The organism is Kribbella endophytica, from assembly GCF_054781295.1.
Map to the genome: position 1 here is coordinate 186,196 of NZ_BAAGUR010000001.1, position 16,162 is coordinate 202,357.

At 68.2% G+C, this 16,162-nt stretch carries 18 protein-coding genes; 7 read left to right on the forward strand and 11 right to left on the reverse strand.

Annotation, left to right across the window (positions count from 1 at the left end; all coding sequences use genetic code 11):
* Nucleotides 1-16: 16 nt before the first annotated feature.
* The 9 genes from ACYVIO_RS00950 to ACYVIO_RS00990 form a co-directional block, all read right to left on the reverse strand.
* Nucleotides 17-439, reverse strand: coding sequence for a DoxX family protein (locus tag ACYVIO_RS00950; RefSeq protein ID WP_460648697.1), 423 nt, complete (start codon nt 437-439; stop codon nt 17-19).
* A gap of 103 nt (nt 440-542) precedes the next feature.
* Nucleotides 543-1,388 carry an ABC transporter permease gene (locus ACYVIO_RS00955; RefSeq protein WP_460648698.1) on the reverse strand — a complete coding sequence of 282 codons (846 nt, stop codon included), beginning with the start codon at nt 1,386-1,388 and terminating at the stop codon, nt 543-545.
* Entirely contained in the window at nt 1,385-2,350 is a 966-nt protein-coding gene (locus ACYVIO_RS00960) for an ATP-binding cassette domain-containing protein (RefSeq protein ID WP_460648699.1), read from the reverse strand. The genes ACYVIO_RS00955 and ACYVIO_RS00960 overlap by 4 nt, the downstream gene beginning before the upstream one ends.
* Nucleotides 2,351-2,454: 104 nt before the next feature.
* Nucleotides 2,455-3,048 (reverse strand): PadR family transcriptional regulator, encoded by a 594-nt coding sequence (locus tag ACYVIO_RS00965; RefSeq protein ID WP_460648700.1) that lies wholly within the window; start codon nt 3,046-3,048, stop codon nt 2,455-2,457.
* Nucleotides 3,049-3,242: 194 nt separating this feature from the next.
* On the reverse strand, nt 3,243-3,746 hold the full coding sequence (locus ACYVIO_RS00970) for a YdcF family protein (protein WP_460648701.1): 504 nt from the start codon (nt 3,744-3,746) through the stop codon (nt 3,243-3,245).
* 227 nt (nt 3,747-3,973) lie between these two features.
* On the reverse strand, nt 3,974-4,807 hold the full coding sequence (locus tag ACYVIO_RS00975) for a carbohydrate ABC transporter permease (RefSeq protein ID WP_460648702.1): 834 nt from the start codon (nt 4,805-4,807) through the stop codon (nt 3,974-3,976).
* Between the two features lie 2 nt (nt 4,808-4,809).
* On the reverse strand, nt 4,810-5,688 hold the full coding sequence (locus tag ACYVIO_RS00980; protein ID WP_460648703.1) for a carbohydrate ABC transporter permease: 879 nt from the start codon (nt 5,686-5,688) through the stop codon (nt 4,810-4,812).
* Nucleotides 5,685-6,986: an extracellular solute-binding protein gene (locus ACYVIO_RS00985; protein ID WP_460648704.1), complete on the reverse strand. Its 1,302-nt coding sequence runs from the start codon at nt 6,984-6,986 to the stop codon at nt 5,685-5,687. The genes ACYVIO_RS00980 and ACYVIO_RS00985 overlap by 4 nt, the downstream gene beginning before the upstream one ends.
* Nucleotides 6,987-6,988: 2 nt before the next feature.
* Nucleotides 6,989-8,812: a glycoside hydrolase family 127 protein gene (locus ACYVIO_RS00990; protein ID WP_460648705.1), complete on the reverse strand. Its 1,824-nt coding sequence runs from the start codon at nt 8,810-8,812 to the stop codon at nt 6,989-6,991.
* 137 nt (nt 8,813-8,949) lie between these two features.
* On the opposite strand from ACYVIO_RS00990, the gene ACYVIO_RS00995 reads away from it, so the two are divergent.
* From ACYVIO_RS00995 to ACYVIO_RS01010, 4 genes are read left to right on the forward strand one after another with little or no spacing between them, the layout of a single operon-like run.
* Nucleotides 8,950-9,945: a LacI family DNA-binding transcriptional regulator gene (locus ACYVIO_RS00995; protein ID WP_460648706.1), complete on the forward strand. Its 996-nt coding sequence runs from the start codon at nt 8,950-8,952 to the stop codon at nt 9,943-9,945.
* Between the two features lie 51 nt (nt 9,946-9,996).
* Nucleotides 9,997-10,338: a VOC family protein gene (locus ACYVIO_RS01000; RefSeq protein ID WP_460652047.1), complete on the forward strand. Its 342-nt coding sequence runs from the start codon at nt 9,997-9,999 to the stop codon at nt 10,336-10,338.
* Nucleotides 10,339-10,354: 16 nt separating this feature from the next.
* Nucleotides 10,355-11,194, forward strand: a complete 840-nt coding sequence (locus tag ACYVIO_RS01005) for a TrmH family RNA methyltransferase (RefSeq protein WP_460648707.1) — start codon at nt 10,355-10,357, stop codon at nt 11,192-11,194.
* Nucleotides 11,195-11,204: 10 nt separating this feature from the next.
* Complete coding sequence (locus ACYVIO_RS01010) at nt 11,205-11,582, forward strand: VOC family protein (protein ID WP_460648708.1); 378 nt, start codon at nt 11,205-11,207, stop codon at nt 11,580-11,582.
* 48 nt (nt 11,583-11,630) lie between these two features.
* On the opposite strand, the gene ACYVIO_RS01015 is transcribed toward ACYVIO_RS01010, so the two are convergent.
* On the reverse strand, nt 11,631-12,665 hold the full coding sequence (locus ACYVIO_RS01015) for a hypothetical protein (RefSeq protein ID WP_460648709.1): 1,035 nt from the start codon (nt 12,663-12,665) through the stop codon (nt 11,631-11,633).
* Nucleotides 12,666-12,834: 169 nt separating this feature from the next.
* The gene (locus ACYVIO_RS01020) at nt 12,835-13,686 is read right to left on the reverse strand and encodes a class I SAM-dependent methyltransferase (protein WP_460648710.1); all 852 of its coding nucleotides are present in this window, start codon (nt 13,684-13,686) and stop codon (nt 12,835-12,837) included.
* A gap of 131 nt (nt 13,687-13,817) precedes the next feature.
* Here ACYVIO_RS01020 and ACYVIO_RS01025 point away from each other — a divergent pair, with 131 nt between their 5' ends.
* The 3 genes from ACYVIO_RS01025 (at nt 13,818) to ACYVIO_RS01035 (ending at nt 16,061) form a co-directional block, all read left to right on the forward strand.
* Nucleotides 13,818-14,363, forward strand: coding sequence for an AAA family ATPase (locus tag ACYVIO_RS01025; RefSeq protein ID WP_460648711.1), 546 nt, complete (start codon nt 13,818-13,820; stop codon nt 14,361-14,363).
* Between the two features lie 84 nt (nt 14,364-14,447).
* Nucleotides 14,448-15,146, forward strand: coding sequence for an RraA family protein (locus ACYVIO_RS01030; RefSeq protein ID WP_460648712.1), 699 nt, complete (start codon nt 14,448-14,450; stop codon nt 15,144-15,146).
* A 9-nt stretch (nt 15,147-15,155) separates the two neighbouring features.
* Nucleotides 15,156-16,061 carry an aldo/keto reductase gene (locus ACYVIO_RS01035; protein ID WP_460648713.1) on the forward strand — a complete coding sequence of 302 codons (906 nt, stop codon included), beginning with the start codon at nt 15,156-15,158 and terminating at the stop codon, nt 16,059-16,061.
* The last annotated feature ends 101 nt before the right edge of the window (nt 16,062-16,162 follow it).

Sequence of the window (16,162 nt, forward strand, 5' to 3'; positions counted from 1 at the left end):
GTTCGAGAGGTTTGTCTCAGCGCCTGAGCAGCGTGCCGACGACGGCCTCGGTGCGCGACCACCGCGTCCTTGCGATCACGGCCGCCAAGATGAGTAAGGCGAGCGGCAGCCAGGGGCTCTGCTCGAGCACGAACTGATCGGTGATGACAGCACCGGTCAGCAATGCCGCCAACCCGAGACTGGCCAGGCCCGCCAGAGCCGGGATCAGAAGTCCAACCCCTCCCGAGACCTCCAGCGCTCCGACCAGGTACCGGAGCCACTGGCCAGCCCCGATGTCGGCGAACATGTTCACCATGACCGGGTCGCCGGCGAGCTTCGAGATTCCGCCGCCGGCGATGATCGCCGCCAGCGCGACGTGCAGAATCCAGACCCCGAAGCTGATCGCCCGCCCGGGCGTGTGCGCAACGGTTTCCGAGTTGTTCTTGGGGATGGTGCTCATTCGGCTCTCCTTGTCGTGTCCGGGCCTGGTACCGGTGATGGCGTTGGCCGAGTGGGCCGGGTTGTCGGAGTTGATTTCGACCAAGTGCTCGCGGTAGCGGCATCTACTTCTTGTTGCGGTAGAGGACCATGGTGATGGGACCGAACACCGCGACGAGAAGTACGGACGAGACGAGCACCCAGCCGATCTCCCCGGCGGGCACCGAGCCGTGCATCAGGCCGCGCACCACGGTCGCCAGGTGGGTGATCGGGTTGACCTCGACGACCGCCTGCAACCACCCGGGCATCGTCTTCGGGTCCACGAAGATGTTGCTCACGAACGTCAGCGGGAACATCACCATCATGCTGACCCCCGCCACCGAGTTCGGCGTGCGCAGGATCAGGCTGAGCATCGTCCACAGCCACGACAGGCAGAACGAGAACACCAGCAGCAGCACCACCGAGAGCACCACCCCGACGGCGCCACCCTCCGGCCGGAACCCTAGGACCAAGCCGAGCGTGATCACTATCGCCGACCCGATCGAGTAGCGCACCAGATCGCCGAGCAGGGCGCCGACCAGCGGGGATGGTCGCCACACCGGAAGTGACCTGAACCTGTCGAACACCCCCTTCTGGATGTCGGTGTTCAGCGTGATGCCGGTGTTCATGGTGATCATGACGTTCGCCTGCACCAGGATGCCGGGCAGCAGGAATTGCAGGTACTCCTGAGTCGACCCGGCGAGCGCGCCACCGAACAGGTAGGTGAACATCAACGTGAACATGATCGGGAACATGGTCACGTCGACGAGCTGCTCGGGCACGTGCTTGATCTTCAGGAGGGCGCGCCAGCCGAATGTCAACGAGGTGCTCACCGGACCGGGTCGGGGCGGGCGCTCACCGGCCGACAGCACACTGCGCAGCGCGTCCTCGGTGACCGGCGCCGACGCCTGCTCCGTGGACGTGGCATTCATGCGGCATCCTCCTCGGGTGTCTCCTCGGCGGCGTGTCCGGTCAGGGCGAGGAACACCTCGTCCAGGCTCGGCTGACCGAGCGCGAACTCGGTGACGTCGATGCCGCTGCGGGACAGCTCGGCCAGGGAACGGGCGACCCGCTCGGGGTCGGAGATCCGCGCGGACAGCGCGGCCGGGTCAGCGGACGGCTCGACCGGCACCTCGAGGACGCCGGCGAGGACCCGCTCTGCCTCGGCCCGCTGCTCGGGCGCACCTAGCCGTACGTGCAGCGAGCCGGCGCCGACCGATGCCTTGAGCTCGCCGCTCGAGCCCTCGGCGACCACCTTCCCGTGGTCGATCACCGCTATCCGGTCGGCCAGCTGGTCGGCCTCGTCGAGGTACTGCGTGGTCAGCAACACGGTGGCGCCCTCGGCGACCATGCCCCTGACGATCTCCCAGACCTGGTTCCTGCTGCGCGGGTCGAGCCCGGTCGTGGGCTCGTCGAGGAAGATCAGTTCGGGGGTGACTACCAGGCTCGCCGCGATGTCGATGCGCCGGCGCATCCCACCGGAGTACTTCTTCACCTGCCGATCGGCCGCCTCGGCAAGACCGAACGCGTCGAGCAGGTCGGCCGCCCGCTCCCTGCCTCGGCGGCGTGAGTAGCCGAGCAGCCTGGCGAGCAGCAACAGGTTCTCCACCCCGGTGAGGTCCTCGTCGACCGACGCGAACTGCCCGGTGAGGCCCACCCTGCTCCGCACCGCCCGGGCGTCACGCACGACGTCGTAGCCGAGCACTTGCGCCTCTCCGGCGTCGGGGTGCAGGAGCGTGGCCAGCATGCGGATCGTGGTGGTCTTGCCCGCCCCGTTCGGACCGAGCACGCCGTACACGCCCCCGGCGCTCACGGCCAGGTCCACACCGGCGACCGCGTGGGTCTTGCCGAAGCTCTTCTTCAACCCTCTCGTCTCGATCGCGAACTTTCCCATGGGTTCGACACCTTCTCTCGGTGTTGCGAACGGATTGGTTGAGCGCTAGTCAAGCTTGAGTACTTGGCCAAAGTACATGAGGAGGAGCGACTAGTAAAGGTTGATTAGAAGCGCATCTTGAGGGGATCGTGGACCGTTCGCCACGAACCCGGATCATCGGCCATGGTGTACGCGCCCTCAGACAGTCGTTTGCTCAGGCTCTTCGCCCACTCCAGTTCGGTGCGTGCGTGTCCCGCCCACAGTTCGGCCTGATCGCGGACGTGCTCGGGAATGTCGGGGTTCGGGTTCTCCCACCCCTTGGCCTGCTCTACGAGCTCCGCTTCCAGGCGCGCGACTCGCGCGTTGACGTGCGCGATGGCATCTGTCCTGGTCAGCATGGGCAACATGGCGATGGCCGCGTCGAGCATGGTGGGGTCATGGGGGCGCCGCAGACCGTCGCGGACCAGTTCGACTATCTCGTCACGTCCCCGAGCTGTCGCGCGGTACAAAACGCGCTCCGGCCCGGAGTTGCCCGGCTCGGCGTGCTCGGTGAGGAGGCCATCAGCCGCCGCCTTCTTCAGCGCGTGATAAATCGAGCCGGGCTTGATCTTGGCCCAAATCTCCGCACCCCAGCTCTGCAGTTCGGACCGCACCTGGTAGCCATGCGCGCCGCCGGAGAGGTGCACGATACCGAGTACCAGGAGCTTCGTCGCCGACATGCGCCCACCTCCGCTCAATCTGCTCGGACTCGCTCCGCTTGCGCGCCCGCCAGGGTCGTGTCAACTCCCACCAACACTAGGGTGCCCTCCTGGTCCGGGTGGTGTCAGCACTGACCTACAAACGGTGCTGGTGGAGACCTCCAAAGGCACGGTGCCAACCGCGCAGAGGCCGGGACCAGTTTGCTGTCACTTCGTCAGCCGCCTGACATAGCCGGCTCGGACGCACAAACGACCTCGACCTCCGGCCAGACCTTCTGACAGGTCGCGAAGGCTCTGCGCTCCATGTAGGGCTTGGAGATCAGCAGCACCGATCCGACCGGCCTCCCGACGTCAGTGAGGATCTCGCGGGCGAACGCGATGTTCTGGCCGATGTTCGTCGCTCGCGGCTCGACCACTACCGCAGAGTCCGGTACGCCGAGCTCGATGGCACGTTCGCGGTAGTGAACCGCTTCGCCGCGGGGGACCTGTGCCGCCGTCGTACGGCTGGTCCCTCCTGTGAATACAAGCGACGGAAAGAAGCCCCGGTGATAGACATCGGCTGAGAAGGTCGCAACCCCGAGGTCGTGACTGCCGAGGCCGATCCCGACGTCGACCTGCCTGAGCGGTTGGTGCATCTGGTGGTAGTCCCAGATCAACTGGGCGTCCTTGAGGTGATCTTCGGTCGGCGCGCTGCGGGACGTGTTGATTCTTGCCTCCATCCGCTGCTGGTGCTGTCGGCCAAGGGCACTGATTGGGCAATTCCACACCCTCACCGTGGCGAGGTGCGAAGCGCATGGCCGTACGCGGTAATACCACCTGCTAGCGCGTAGGCCGATGCGCGGCCGCGCATCCTCCGGCGCGGTAGCGCCGCCTCCGCGCGGTAGCGCGGTACTTCAGCGCGCCAGCGCGCACTTGAAGCGGGCGTAGCGCCGCGTGGGACAAGTACTCAGCCTTTGACCGCGCCGGAGGCCAAACCGGTTACGTAGAAGCGTTGGAGGCCGACGTACAGGACTACGCACGGGATCATCGCGATGACTGAGCCGGCTACCAGGGAGCCGAAGTTGACCTCGCCGTAGGCGCCTGCTTGGACGTTTACCAGGGCTACGGGGAGGGTGTAGAGCTCGTCTTTGGTGAGGAACGTCAGGGCGCCTAGGAATTCGGTCCAGGCGGCCAGGAAGGCGTAGAGGGCGACTGTTGCCGCGCCGGGGGTGACCAAGGGGCGGAGGACCGAGGCGATCATGCGGAGGGTGCCGCAGCCGTCTACGTGGGCGGAGTCTTCTAGCTCGGCGGGGACGGACGAGAACGAGTTGCGCATGACGAAGACGCCGAAGGGGAGATTGACGGTGGTGTAGAAGAGGACGAGGCCGAGCAGGCTGTCGGTGAGGCGCATGACGTTGAGTTGCAGGTAGAGCGGGGTGAGGATCGCCTGGAACGGGATCATCATCGACACGACGACCAGCGCGAACAGCAGCGGGCCGGAGCGGAAGCGGAACTTGGCGAAGCCGTAGCCGGCGAGGGTTGCGAGGAGAGCAGTCAGTACGGCGGTGCTGATGGCAACGACCAGACTGTTGCCGACTGCCCGCAACAAGTTGCCCGGGCCCTCGATCAGCGTGCGGAAGTTGTCCCAGGTCAGCTGGAAGAACGTGGCCCGGTCCGGCGCTGCGACGATCACGTCGTTCGGCTGGACCGAGCGGAAGAGAGCCCACAGCAACGGTACGGCGAAGACCAGCAGCGCGCCGAGGCCGCCGACGACGTAGAAGACGTTCTTGAGGCGCAGCATCGTCAGTCCCTCTCCCGGAGCAGCCAGAACTGGGCGGCGGTGACCAGGCCGACGACGACCACCAGCACGATCGACAGCGCGGTGGCGGCGCCGAGCTGGAGCTGGACGAAGGCACGGTTGTAGATGTACTGGACGACCGTCGTGGTGTCCGTGCCCGGCCCGCCGCGGGTCAGGATGTAGAACTGCGAGAACGCGAGCAGCGAGCCGACCACCGAGATGACGACGGCCATCGCGATCGTGCGGCGCAGGATCGGGATCGTGATCTCGCGCTCTTGCTGCCACCAACCAGCACCGTCGAGTTCGGACGACTCGTAGAACTCGCGCGGGATCGCCTGCATCCCGGCCATCAGCAGCATCATCGTCAGCCCGGAGACACCCCAGATCACCAGGACGCAGATCAGCCCGGTCGCCAACGGGCCGTCGACCAGCCAGGCCGTCGTACCGTCGGTGATGCCGAGACCGCGGAGCAGGATGTTGATCGCGCCGCTCTCGGGCTGCGCCTCCAGGACCGTGACGAAGCTCAGCGTCGACAGGCCGACCACAAACGGCAGGAAGAAGATCGTCCGGAGCAGCGTGGAGCCGCGGCGCTTACGGCGTACGAGGACGGCCAACCCGTAGCCCAGCACGAGGATCGGCCCGGTGACGATCACCGTGTAGAGGAGCGTGTAGAGCACGGACTTGGCGAACGCCGCGTCGGAGGCGATCGCGGTGTAGTTCTTCACGCCGCTGAAGCGGACGTCGCCGATCAACGGCCAGTTCGTCAGCGAGATCACCAGCGCAAAGCCCAACGGCACCAGGACGAACACACCCACGAACAGCACCGCCGGCGTCACCAGCAGCAGCCCGGTCCGCGGCGGATGGGTCAGCGACGCGCGGTTCATGCCTGGCCCTGCGCAAGGATCCGGTCGTACGACTCCTGGGCTTCGGACATCGCGGCCTCCAGCTCGCCGTCGAACACGGCCCGGCGGAACATCTGCAGCCACGGCCCGTCCGGCTGGTTGTAGAGCAGGTTGTACGACAGGGTGGTCGGCGCGTAGCCCTCCTCGATCCGCTTCAGCGGCAGCGTCGCGAGCGGGAACTTCTTCGCGAACTCCGGTGTTGCGACGTCGGACCGGACGGGCGTGTACCCGCCCGCGGGCAGATCGGTCTGCTGCGGCAGATCCAGAGCGAACCGGACGAACTCCCAAGCGCCAGAGGCGTTCTCGGCGCCGCGCGGGATGCACATGTTGTCGCCCCCGTCGAAGAACGCCGATCCGCCGTCCGGTCCGGAGAGCAGCCGCGGTGTCACTTTGGCGTGGAACGCCGGATCCGAGCCCGACACAACGACGCTGTAGTTCGACGGGAAGATCCCCACCACGCCGGCCCGGAAGTCACTCCCCCAGCGCGACGCGTCGTCGGAGAAGTTTGCCCTCGGCACCAATCCGTCGACCCACAGCTGCCGGTGCAGCTCGAGCATCCGCTGGACGACGGAGTTGCCCACGATGTTGCCCTCCTGCTGCCCGACCTCGCCCCGGATCAGGTCGGTGTCGGCCGCCCAGATCATCGGCTGGACGACGAACCCGAGCGCGCCCGGGCTGTTCGCCGGGAAGCTCCACGCGTAGATGTCATCGCCGAGTTTGCGCAGCCGGCGCGCGGCGGCGAGCAGTTCGTCGTACGACGTGATCGCTTGATCGGGATCGACGTCCGCACGGTCGCAGAGCTCGGTGTTGAACCAGAACATCGAGTTGTCGGCCAGATACGGTACGCCGTACGCGCGACCGGCGCGGGTCGCCAGCCGCAAGTGCCCGGGGCTGAGCTTGGCCCGGAAGTCCAACGCCTGCAGGGCTTCGGTGAGATCCGTGAACGCATCGCGGTAGATGAACAGCATCGAGTTGATGTCGTCGATGTCGACCAGATCCGGTACGCCGCGGCCGCGGATCGCGGTGGCCAGCTTGGTCACGTACTGCGCGTCGAGCACCGGCGTCAGCTCGACCCGCAGCCGGTCCTGCGACGCGTTGAACTTCTCCACCAGGCTGGTCAGACCGGTCTGGGTCGCCGCCCTGCACCACACCTTCACCGTCCCGGTGGCGCCCGTACCGAAGCCGGGCGCCGCGACGTCCGGCTCAGGCAGGACCGAGCTGCAGCCCGAGATCCCGGCGAGCGCGGCCGCCGTACCGAGGAATCGCCTCCTGGTCAGCATGGTCAGCCACGCGGCAGCCAGACCCGCATGGCGCCGATCTCGCGATTGGCCCAGGCGTAGTACGGGACGGCCTTGATCTGCGTCGGCGCGTCGACGCGACCTTGGGTGGTGAGCACGGTGACGCCGTCGAGCAGGTCCGGATCGTGGTGGGCCGTGATCGGGGCGTCCACCAAATGCAGGTCGTCGACGTTCGCTTCCTGGTCGACCTGCTCGACGGCGTACACGAGCGGGCCTCGTTCGATGGCGACACAACCTCGTACGGCGTCGACGCGCGGCGCCGCGGTGACGGTCCGAGCTGTGAGCGGGAGGTGCAGCTCGACGGTGTCACCAGGCGACCAGGTCTGCTCGACGCGGGCGTACTGGCCGGCGTCGACGGGCTTGCCGTTGAGGGTCGCGCCCTCGGCCCACGCCGGGATGCGGAACTCCAGGGCGACACTGACGTCCGGCGCCTTGTCGACGGTGATCCGGATCGCGCCGTCCCAGGGATAGTTGGTCTCGACCCGCAGCTCGACGGTGTCGGTCGCGATCGTGCCCTCGGCGTACTGGTGGAGCTGCACGCCGTCCGCGGCGCTCGTCGCCAAGTAACCGTCGAGGCTGGCGAGCGTCCGCATGATGTTGGGCGGGCAGCACGCGCAGTCGAACCATCCGCGCCGGCCGTGCGCGGGGCTACGGTTGTTGTCGGCATGCGCGCTTCCCCTGTGCTGCAAGGGATTCACGTAGAAGTACTCGCTGCCCTTCAGCGAGACGCCGGCGAGGAACCCGTTGTAGAGCATCCGCTCGACAGCGTCGGCGTAGAAAGGGTCGTTCGTGGCCAGCAGCATCCGATGCGCCCACTGGATCCCACCGATCGCCGCGCAGGTCTCGGCGTACGCGCGGTCCGGCGGCAGCTCGTGCTCGTCACCGAACGCCTCGCCCTCCCAGCGCGCGCCGAGGCCGCCGGTGACATAGGTCTTCGTGGCCCACATGTGCGCGAACTGACCCTTGAGCGCATCGAGCAGTGAAGTGTCGCCGGTCTCGACCGCGACATCGGTGGCACCGGCCGCCAGGTACACGGCCCGTACGGCGTGCCCTTCGACCGTCGTTGCCTCGCGCACCGGACGGCGGTCGGAGAAGTACGTCGCCTCGTGGCCGTGCTCGGCGATGATCCCGTGCCCGCGCGCCTCGACGAACCAGCGCGCGAGGTCCAGGTACGCCGTCGTACCGGTCTCGCGGTAGAGCTCGACCAGGGCCATCTCGATCACCGGGTGACCGTCGACATCGCGGATCTTGCCGTCCGGGGTCTCGCCGAAGGTCGCGACCAGGTGGTCGGCGAGCTTCGTCGCGACGTCGAGCAACGCGGTGTCACCGGTGCAGCGGACCTGTGCGACCGCGGCCTGGATCAGGTGCCCGGCGCAGTAGTGCTCGTGACTCCAGACGAGCTTCTGGTAGCGACCTTCGTCGCCTTCGCGTAACTGGACGACCGAGTCGAGGTAACCGTCCTCGCGCTGCGCCGCGGCGACCACCGCGGTGAGTTCGCGCTGGCGGCGGAGCAGGTCCTCGGACGGGTTGCGCCCGTACTCCCAGGCAACGGCCTCGAGCCACTTGTAGACGTCGGAGTCGGCGAAGACCGGCCCGATCGCCTCGCCCTCACCGATGCCGGCGGCCAGCCGCAGGTTCTGCAGGTTGCCGGCGGTTTCGAGCTGGTCCTGGCCCGACGGGATCGCGTTCTCGGCGTTGCGTTGCTGGCGCGGGGCCCAGAAACCGCCGGTGATCCGGGCCCGGCCGAGGCCGATCGGCTGGAGCACGGCGCGGGTGGTCGCGACTGGGGAGAGCTGGTCCTTCGGCATCAAAGCGGCTCCTCGCGGAAACGGACGGAACACGTTTTCCTGATCGACCGTAAGCACCTGGTCGCGCTTGGTCAAGGCTTCGGCGCCCGCCGATCCGCTACTCTGACGGAAATCCGGAAATGCTGGGAGGGTGGCAGATGGCGTCACGGGGACCGGTCGTGCCGCGGATCACCGACGTCGCCGCCCTGGCCGGCGTCTCGACCAGTACGGCGTCCAAGGCGCTCAACGACACCGGCCAGCTCCGCGAGGAGACCCGCGAGCGCGTACGGCGTGCGGCCGAGCAGCTCGGCTTCACCCCGGACAGCCGCGGCCGGGCGCTGTCGTCGGGCCGCAGCTACACGGTCGGGCTGATCACGACCGACAGCTCCGGCCGGTTCAGCATCCCGATCATGCTCGGCGCCGAGGACGCGTTGAGCGCGGGCGAGATGGCGCTCGTGCTGTGCGACACTCGGGACGACGCGCTGCGCGAGTCGCATTACCTGAAGTCGCTGGTGGCCCGGCGGGTCGACGGGATCATCGTCACCGGACGCCGGACCGAGCCGCGCGCGCCGATCGACGTACCGATGCCGGTGGTCTATGCGTTCAGCCCGTCGACGGATCCGGCCGACACGTCGGTGGTGATGGACGATCACGGTGGCGCGGCGTCCGCCGTACGGCATCTGCTGTCGTTGGGACGGCGGCGGATCGCGCACGTGACCGGGCCGGCGACGCATCGCAGTGCGGTGGTTCGGGCTTCGGCAACGCGTGAGACAGCGGGCGACGCGTTGGTGGGTGAGCCACTGCACGGAGAGTGGAGTGAGCGGTGGGGGCGGCACGCGGTCGACGTACTGCTGCGGACGGGTGACGTGGATGCGATCTCTTGCGGGAGTGATCAGATCGCGCGCGGGGTGTGCGATCGGCTGCGGGAGTTGGGGCGGGCGGTGCCGGACGATGTCGCGGTGACCGGGTTCGACAACTGGAGCGTGATGGCGCTCGCGAGCCGGCCGCCGCTGACGACGGTGGATCTGCGGCTCGAGGAGCTGGGACGGCGTACGGCGCAGTTGCTGCTCGAGCTGATCGGTGGTTCGTCGCCGTCAGGGCTGATCTCGATGCCCACGGAACTGGTGCCGCGGGAGTCGACGCTCGGGACCTGAGGGTTTCGTCGTGGGCACAGGTCGGGGACCGACCGAGGAGGCAGCGTGACGATGCGTACGGTTCTGGCCGTGGTGCCGGTGCAGGAGATCGACAAGGCGATCGAGTGGTACTCGGGGTTCTTCGGGCGTGACGCGGACACCCGGCCGATGGACTCCCTCGCCGAGTGGCACCTGAGCGAGCTCGGGGTCGTGCAGGTCTTCGCCGATCCGGAACGGGCCGGGCGTACGGCGGTGAACGTGACGGTCGACGACCTGGACGCCGAGCTGAGGCGGCTGTCGGAGCAGAACATCGAGTCGACGGATCCGCAGCTCGTGTCCGGCGGGCGGCAGCGGCTGGCCGTCGTACAGGATCCTGACGGCAACAACCTCGGACTGATCCAGTCGCTCAGCTGATCTACTGTTGGGGGCTATGGCGACGCGGGTCAGTAGTCGGAATGCACGGTTCCAGGTGTGGCAGGCGTTGCTCGGCAATCGCAACAAGCGGCAGCGGGCCGGCGAGTTCCTCGTCCAGGGCGTGCGGCCGATCAGCTTGGCGGTCGAGCACGGGTGGACGGTCAACGCGCTGATCCAGGACGCGTCGCGGGTGCCGTCGCAGTGGGCGCGCGAGCTGCTGCAGAGCCAGCGGCAGGCCGAGCGGGTGCTGATGGAGCCGGAGCTGCTGGCGGAGCTGACGGAGAAGTCCGAGGCTGAACTCGTTGCTGTGGTGGCGATGCCGCCGGATGATCTGTCGCGGATCGCTGTTCAGAGGGATTTCTTGGGTGTGGTGTTCGATCGGCCGACCGGACCGGGGAACATCGGGTCGATCATCCGGTCGGCGGACGCGTTCGGTGCCGACGGGTTCATCGTGACCGGGCATGCGGCTGATGTGTACGACCCGAAGGCGGTGCGGGCCAGTACGGGGTCGCTGTTCGCGTTGCCTGCTGTGCGGGTGCCGTCGCAGCGTGAGGTGATGGAGTGGGTCGCCGCCGAGAGGGCTCGCGGCGTACCGATTGTTGTGGTGGGCACCGATGAGCACGGGTCGGTGGATGTGTACGACTTCGACTTCACGCAGCCGACGTTGCTGCTGGTGGGGAACGAGACCTCTGGGCTTTCGGCAGCGTGGAAAGAGCTGGCTGACGAGTTGGTGCGGATTCCGATGGGTGGGGCTGCCAGTTCGTTGAACGCGGCGAATGCGGCGACGGCAGTGTTGTACGAGGCTTCGCGGCAGCGTGCCCATTTGTCCAAGACTTCCCCGGGCGGGACGGCTTAGCGTCGGTCGCATGACGCTTTCGGTGAGACCGCAGCCGTTGCTGGCGGTGCGCGACGTGGAGAAGAGCAGTGCTTGGTACTGCGGGGTGCTGGGCGGGGTGAGTGCGCACGGCGGGCCCGAGTACGAGCGGGTTCACGTGGACGATCAGCTGGTGCTGCAGTTGCACAGGCTGGAGGTCGGGCATCATCACGGGAACATCGGCGATCCGGAGCTGCCGTTGGGGAACGGGGTTGCGGTGTGGTTCGAGGTGGATGATCTGGACGCGATGGCTGGGCGGGTTGTCGCCTCGGACGTTCAGACCGGGGTGCACGAGAATCCGAATGCCGGGCATCGGGAGCTGTGGGTGCGGGATCCGGATGGGTACCTGGTGGTCTTCGCGGGCAAATGAAACCGGCCCCCGATCTGCTACTCGGGGGCCGGTTGCTTGGGGCAAGGATCAGTCGGTCTCGCAACCGATCCCGTCGTGGTCGCTGCCATCGAAGTTGTGCGGATCCGGAGCGAGCACCTTGAAGCGACGATAAGGGATGTCGTCGCAGTTGAGATCCGGCGGAGGCGGCGGGATGCAGACCGTCGGGTACGACGGGTCGCAGGGCGGCGGCGGAGGCGGAGGCGGCGTCACGTTGACCTGGTACCGCAAGTACCAAGTCCCGTTCGACGGCCGCCAGACCGCCTGGTCGGTCGCCGTCGTACCGGCGTAGTTGCCGGCGAACGGGCGGTCGGCGGTCTGGCCCCAGACGAAGCTGCCCCCGCCGCGGATGAACCAGGTGCCCCGGCGGAACACCGAGAGATCCGCCTTGGCGTTGCCGACAAAGTTCGCCGGGACCGGTACGTCGCCGTTCACGCCGTACACGATCTGCGCCGCGCCGCGGATGAACCACCGGCCGAGCGACGGACGCCAGACCGCGAGATCGCTGTGGCTGTCGCCCACGTAGTCGGCGGGCACCGGGATGTCGCCGTTCGCACCCCAGGAGATCTGAGCGGCTCCCCGGATGAACCAGCGACCGAGCGACGGGCGCCAGACGGCGGCCTCGGCGCGGCTGTCGCCGACGTAGTTCGACGCGGCCGGTACGTCGCCGGCCTGGCCCCAGACGAACTGGCCGACGCCACGGATGTACCAGTAGCCGTTGGACGGACGGAACACGGCGAGCTCGGCGCGGCCGTCCCCGTTGTAGTCGGCCGGGACCGGGATGTCGCCCGCCTGGCCGAACTTGATGTTCGTCCAGCCACGGATGTACCAGGTCCCGTTGCTCGGGCGGAAGACGGCGAGCTCGACCTTGCTGTCGCTGACGTACGAGCGCGGTACGGCGATGTCGCCGTTCTGCCCCCACGGGATCGCTGTCGTGACCACTCTGGTCGCGGCGACCGCCGTACTGGCTGTGCTCTGCAGCGGCCGGGCCTCGGCCGGTGCGGTCAGGCCGACGGCAGCGAGAGTCGCCACCGCCAGCCCGAGAGCTGCGGATCTGTAACGCATGAAGTTGTCCCCCTCGGACACTCAGAGGCGGCCGTTGCGCCGGCCCTTCCCTCCCCAGGGCCCCCGGCCGGCGTACCGCCAACACCCCTCTATCGACGTTCCGAGTTGATCGTTACAACGCGTGAGCGGATTTCTGCCCAGCGGACACTCGCATCACGCTTCGTTATGGTCAGGCGATGGCGACGATCTCGCCGTGCAGCAAGCTCAGGAAGCCGTCCGGCGCCGCGGCCCAGGTCCGCCACGCGGCCGAGATCCGTTCCAGCGCAGCCTCCGGTACGCCGGACGCCCGCGCCTGGTCGGCCATCGCGGACTGCAGCACCCGGTCGGCCCACATGCCGCCCCACCAGTCGCGGTCCTCGACGTTCACGAAGGTCCAGTTGCTCGCCGTCGCCTCGATCTGCTCGAACCCGGCCTCGCGCGCCCAGGACAGCAGGCGGCGGCCCGCGTCCGGCTCGCCCTGGTTGACGCGGGCGAGGCGTTGGTACAGGTCCATCCACTCGTCGAGCTCCGGCAGCTCCGGGTACCAGGTGAAGGCGTGGTAGTCGGAGTCGCGCGCCGCGACGATCCCGCCCGGCTTGCAGACCCGGCGCATCTCGCGCAACGCCTGGACGGGATCAGCCACGTGCTGCAGGACCTGATGGGCGTGCACGACGTCGTACGAGTCGTCGGGAAGGTCGAGGTGGTGCACGTCGCCCACGACGAAGTCGACCTCGATCGCCGGCCCGTCGGCGGGTCCTGCGACAGCGTCGCCGCCGGCGGAGCTCGGCGCGATCCCGCGCTCCGCGAAGGTCGCGCGGGTGATGGCGAGCGCGGACTCGCTCGCCTCGAGCGCCGTCGTCCTTCCGGGCGCGACCAGCGCCGCGAGCTCGGCGGTGATCGTGCCGGGACCGGCGCCGACGTCGAGCAGGCTCTGGCCGGGACGCAGGCGCGGCAGCAGGTAGCCGGCCGAGTTCTCGGCGGTACGCCAGCGGTGCGACCGCAGGACGGATTCGTGGTGGCCGTGGGTGTAGACGTTGTTCATCGCGGACTCCTTTGTCTCCCGCTCAGACTAGACCCGAATCTTGCTTATTGAGACCCCACGTCTTGAATAGCGAGACATACTGTTGCTGAAGGCAACGAGCAGGGTCGGCCCGGAGCCGCTAGGGTGCCGCGGTGCCTGTACTGCCGATGCTGATCGTGGTGAGTGGACCGCCGGGAACCGGCAAGACGACGCTCGCGCACCAGATCGCGGCCGGCGTCGGCTGCCCCGCGATCTGTCGCGACGAGATCAAGGAAGGGATGGCGCACGCCACCCCCGGCTTCGTGCCCGGCCCCGCCGATCCGCTGACGATGCGCACCCTCGCGACGTTCTTCGACGTACTCGGTCTGCTGGTCGGACGCGGTACGTCGGTCGTTGCCGAGGCAGCGTTCCAGGACCGGCTCTGGCGGCCCGGGCTGACCCCGCTGATCGGGCAGGCCGAGTTCCGGATCGTGCACTGCACGGTCCCGGCCGACGTCGCCTTCGCGCGGATGACCGCTCGCTCCGGCAGCACGCCGTCGCGCGCGGCGCACGAGGACAGCCAGTACGACGAGCAGCGGCGTCGTACCGTGCACGAGTCGTTCGACCCGATCGCGCTGCCGGTGCCGACACTCTCCGTCGACACGAGCGACGGCTACTCCCCTGGTCTACCGGAGATCCTGGCCTTCCTGGACCGCTGAGTCTGGAACGCTGAGTACGGCGGGCCTCTGGTGGCGTATCGATCGGCTGCATAGGGTCGGTGCTCGACCCAGGGGAGGCACTTGATGAAGCCGGACGAGTTGACCGCGCGGTTCGCCGAACTGACCACGGCGCACGTCGCCGATGCGTGTGTACGGGCTGGCGTCCCGGTGCGATGCGTCGGTTTGAGAGCCGCACTGCCGGGACGGCTGGCCGGGCGAGTGCTGCCGGCGCAGCATGTCGGCAGCGTCGACCTCTTCCTGGAGGCGTTCGGACAGGCCGAGCCGGGCGACGTGCTGGTGGTCGACAACGGCGGCCGGCTGGACGAGGCCTGCGTCGGCGACCTCGTCGTACTGGAGGCGAAGACGGCCGGGCTTGCCGGGCTAGCGGTGTGGGGGCTGCACCGGGACTCGGCCGACATCCGCACGATCGGGTTGCCGGTCTACAGCCTCGGATCGTTGCCGACGGGACCGTTGCGGCTCGATCCGTTGCCTGCCGACGCGTTGACGACGGCAACGATCGGGGAATGGGCCGTCAGCAACGAAGACGTCGTACTGGGTGACGACGACGGCATCGTCTTCGTCCCGGCCGCGCAGGTCGAGGAGCTGTTCGCGCTGGCGGAATCGATCCGCGACACCGAACGCCGGCAGTCGGCGCTGATCGCGGGCGGCACGTCGTTGCGCGAGCAGGTCGGCTTCGACGAGTACCTGGCAGCGCGGGCCGCCGACCCCACTCTGACGTTCCGGGCGCATCTGCGAGCCAGGCGTGGCGCTATCGAGGAATAAGGTGGGCGGATGCCTGAAAACAATTCCGCAAATCTTCCCGCGGCTGCCGCGGGTACCTGGAAGCTGGGCGATTTCACCGTCAACCGACTCGGGTTCGGCGCGATGCGCACGACCCCGAACCCGGATCGCGCCGTCGCGATCCGGGTCCTGCGCCGGGCCGTCGAGCTCGGCGTCAACCACATCGACACCGCCGCCTTCTACGCGTCCCCCGGTGGGACGATGGGCGTCGGCGAGGGACCGATCCGCTACGCCAACGAGCTGATCCGCGAGGCGCTCTCGCCGTACCCGGAGGACCTGGTGATCACCACCAAGGTCGGGCCGGGATCCCACCCCGAGCGGGGTTTCTACCAGGCGACCACTGCCGACGAACTGCGCGAGCAGGTCGAGCTCAACCTGCGCCAGCTCGGCAAGGACGTGCTCGACGTGGTCAACCTGCGGATCATCAAGAAGCCCGGCGAGGACTCGATCGCCGACCGTTTCGGCGCGCTCGCCGACCTGGTCGACGCCGGGCTGATCCGGCACCTCGGGCTGTCCAACATCCGGGTCGACCACCTGGACGAGGCGCAGCCGATCGCGCCGGTGGTCTGCGTGCAGAACTCGTACGCCCTCGACACGCATCGCGACGACGACACGTTCGTGCCGGTCTGCGGTGAGCGCGGGGTCGCGTACGTCCCGTTCTTCGCGATCGCCGGGGCTTCGCGTGAGGGGACGGCGACGAACGAGCACTCCGACGCCGTACGCCGGATCGCCGCCGCCAAGGGCGTGTCCGAGCAGCAGCTCCGGCTCGCATGGACCCTGCACCAGGGCCCGCACGTGCTCGCGATCCCCGGTACGGGCAACCCGGCGCACCTGGAGGAGAACATCGCGGCAGGCACGATCGAGCTGTCGGCCGACGAGCTCGCCGAACTGAGCTGATCCGGGGACCGACGCCCACCACTGATCAAGCACCTGTTCTCGCTCGGATCGGAGCGCGCTCGAGCGTGAACCCGCCGACCCGAGCGAGGTTGGTCAGTGGT

Excerpts from the sequence above, each read along its gene's own strand:
- ACYVIO_RS00950 (WP_460648697.1), bottom strand. The coding sequence starts at position 439 with ATGAGCACCATCCCCAAGAACAACTCGGAAACCGTTGCGCACACGCCC.
- ACYVIO_RS00955 (WP_460648698.1), bottom strand. The coding sequence starts at position 1,388 with ATGAATGCCACGTCCACGGAGCAGGCGTCGGCGCCGGTCACCGAGGAC.
- ACYVIO_RS00960 (WP_460648699.1), bottom strand. The coding sequence starts at position 2,350 with ATGGGAAAGTTCGCGATCGAGACGAGAGGGTTGAAGAAGAGCTTCGGC.
- ACYVIO_RS00965 (WP_460648700.1), bottom strand. The coding sequence starts at position 3,048 with ATGTCGGCGACGAAGCTCCTGGTACTCGGTATCGTGCACCTCTCCGGC.
- ACYVIO_RS00970 (WP_460648701.1), bottom strand. The coding sequence starts at position 3,746 with ATGGAGGCAAGAATCAACACGTCCCGCAGCGCGCCGACCGAAGATCAC.
- ACYVIO_RS00975 (WP_460648702.1), bottom strand. The coding sequence starts at position 4,807 with ATGCTGCGCCTCAAGAACGTCTTCTACGTCGTCGGCGGCCTCGGCGCG.
- ACYVIO_RS00980 (WP_460648703.1), bottom strand. The coding sequence starts at position 5,688 with ATGAACCGCGCGTCGCTGACCCATCCGCCGCGGACCGGGCTGCTGCTG.
- ACYVIO_RS00985 (WP_460648704.1), bottom strand. The coding sequence starts at position 6,986 with ATGCTGACCAGGAGGCGATTCCTCGGTACGGCGGCCGCGCTCGCCGGG.
- ACYVIO_RS00990 (WP_460648705.1), bottom strand. The coding sequence starts at position 8,812 with ATGCCGAAGGACCAGCTCTCCCCAGTCGCGACCACCCGCGCCGTGCTC.
- ACYVIO_RS00995 (WP_460648706.1), top strand. The coding sequence starts at position 8,950 with ATGGCGTCACGGGGACCGGTCGTGCCGCGGATCACCGACGTCGCCGCC.
- ACYVIO_RS01000 (WP_460652047.1), top strand. The coding sequence starts at position 9,997 with ATGCGTACGGTTCTGGCCGTGGTGCCGGTGCAGGAGATCGACAAGGCG.
- ACYVIO_RS01005 (WP_460648707.1), top strand. The coding sequence starts at position 10,355 with ATGGCGACGCGGGTCAGTAGTCGGAATGCACGGTTCCAGGTGTGGCAG.
- ACYVIO_RS01010 (WP_460648708.1), top strand. The coding sequence starts at position 11,205 with ATGACGCTTTCGGTGAGACCGCAGCCGTTGCTGGCGGTGCGCGACGTG.
- ACYVIO_RS01015 (WP_460648709.1), bottom strand. The coding sequence starts at position 12,665 with ATGCGTTACAGATCCGCAGCTCTCGGGCTGGCGGTGGCGACTCTCGCT.
- ACYVIO_RS01020 (WP_460648710.1), bottom strand. The coding sequence starts at position 13,686 with ATGAACAACGTCTACACCCACGGCCACCACGAATCCGTCCTGCGGTCG.
- ACYVIO_RS01030 (WP_460648712.1), top strand. The coding sequence starts at position 14,448 with ATGAAGCCGGACGAGTTGACCGCGCGGTTCGCCGAACTGACCACGGCG.
- ACYVIO_RS01035 (WP_460648713.1), top strand. The coding sequence starts at position 15,156 with ATGCCTGAAAACAATTCCGCAAATCTTCCCGCGGCTGCCGCGGGTACC.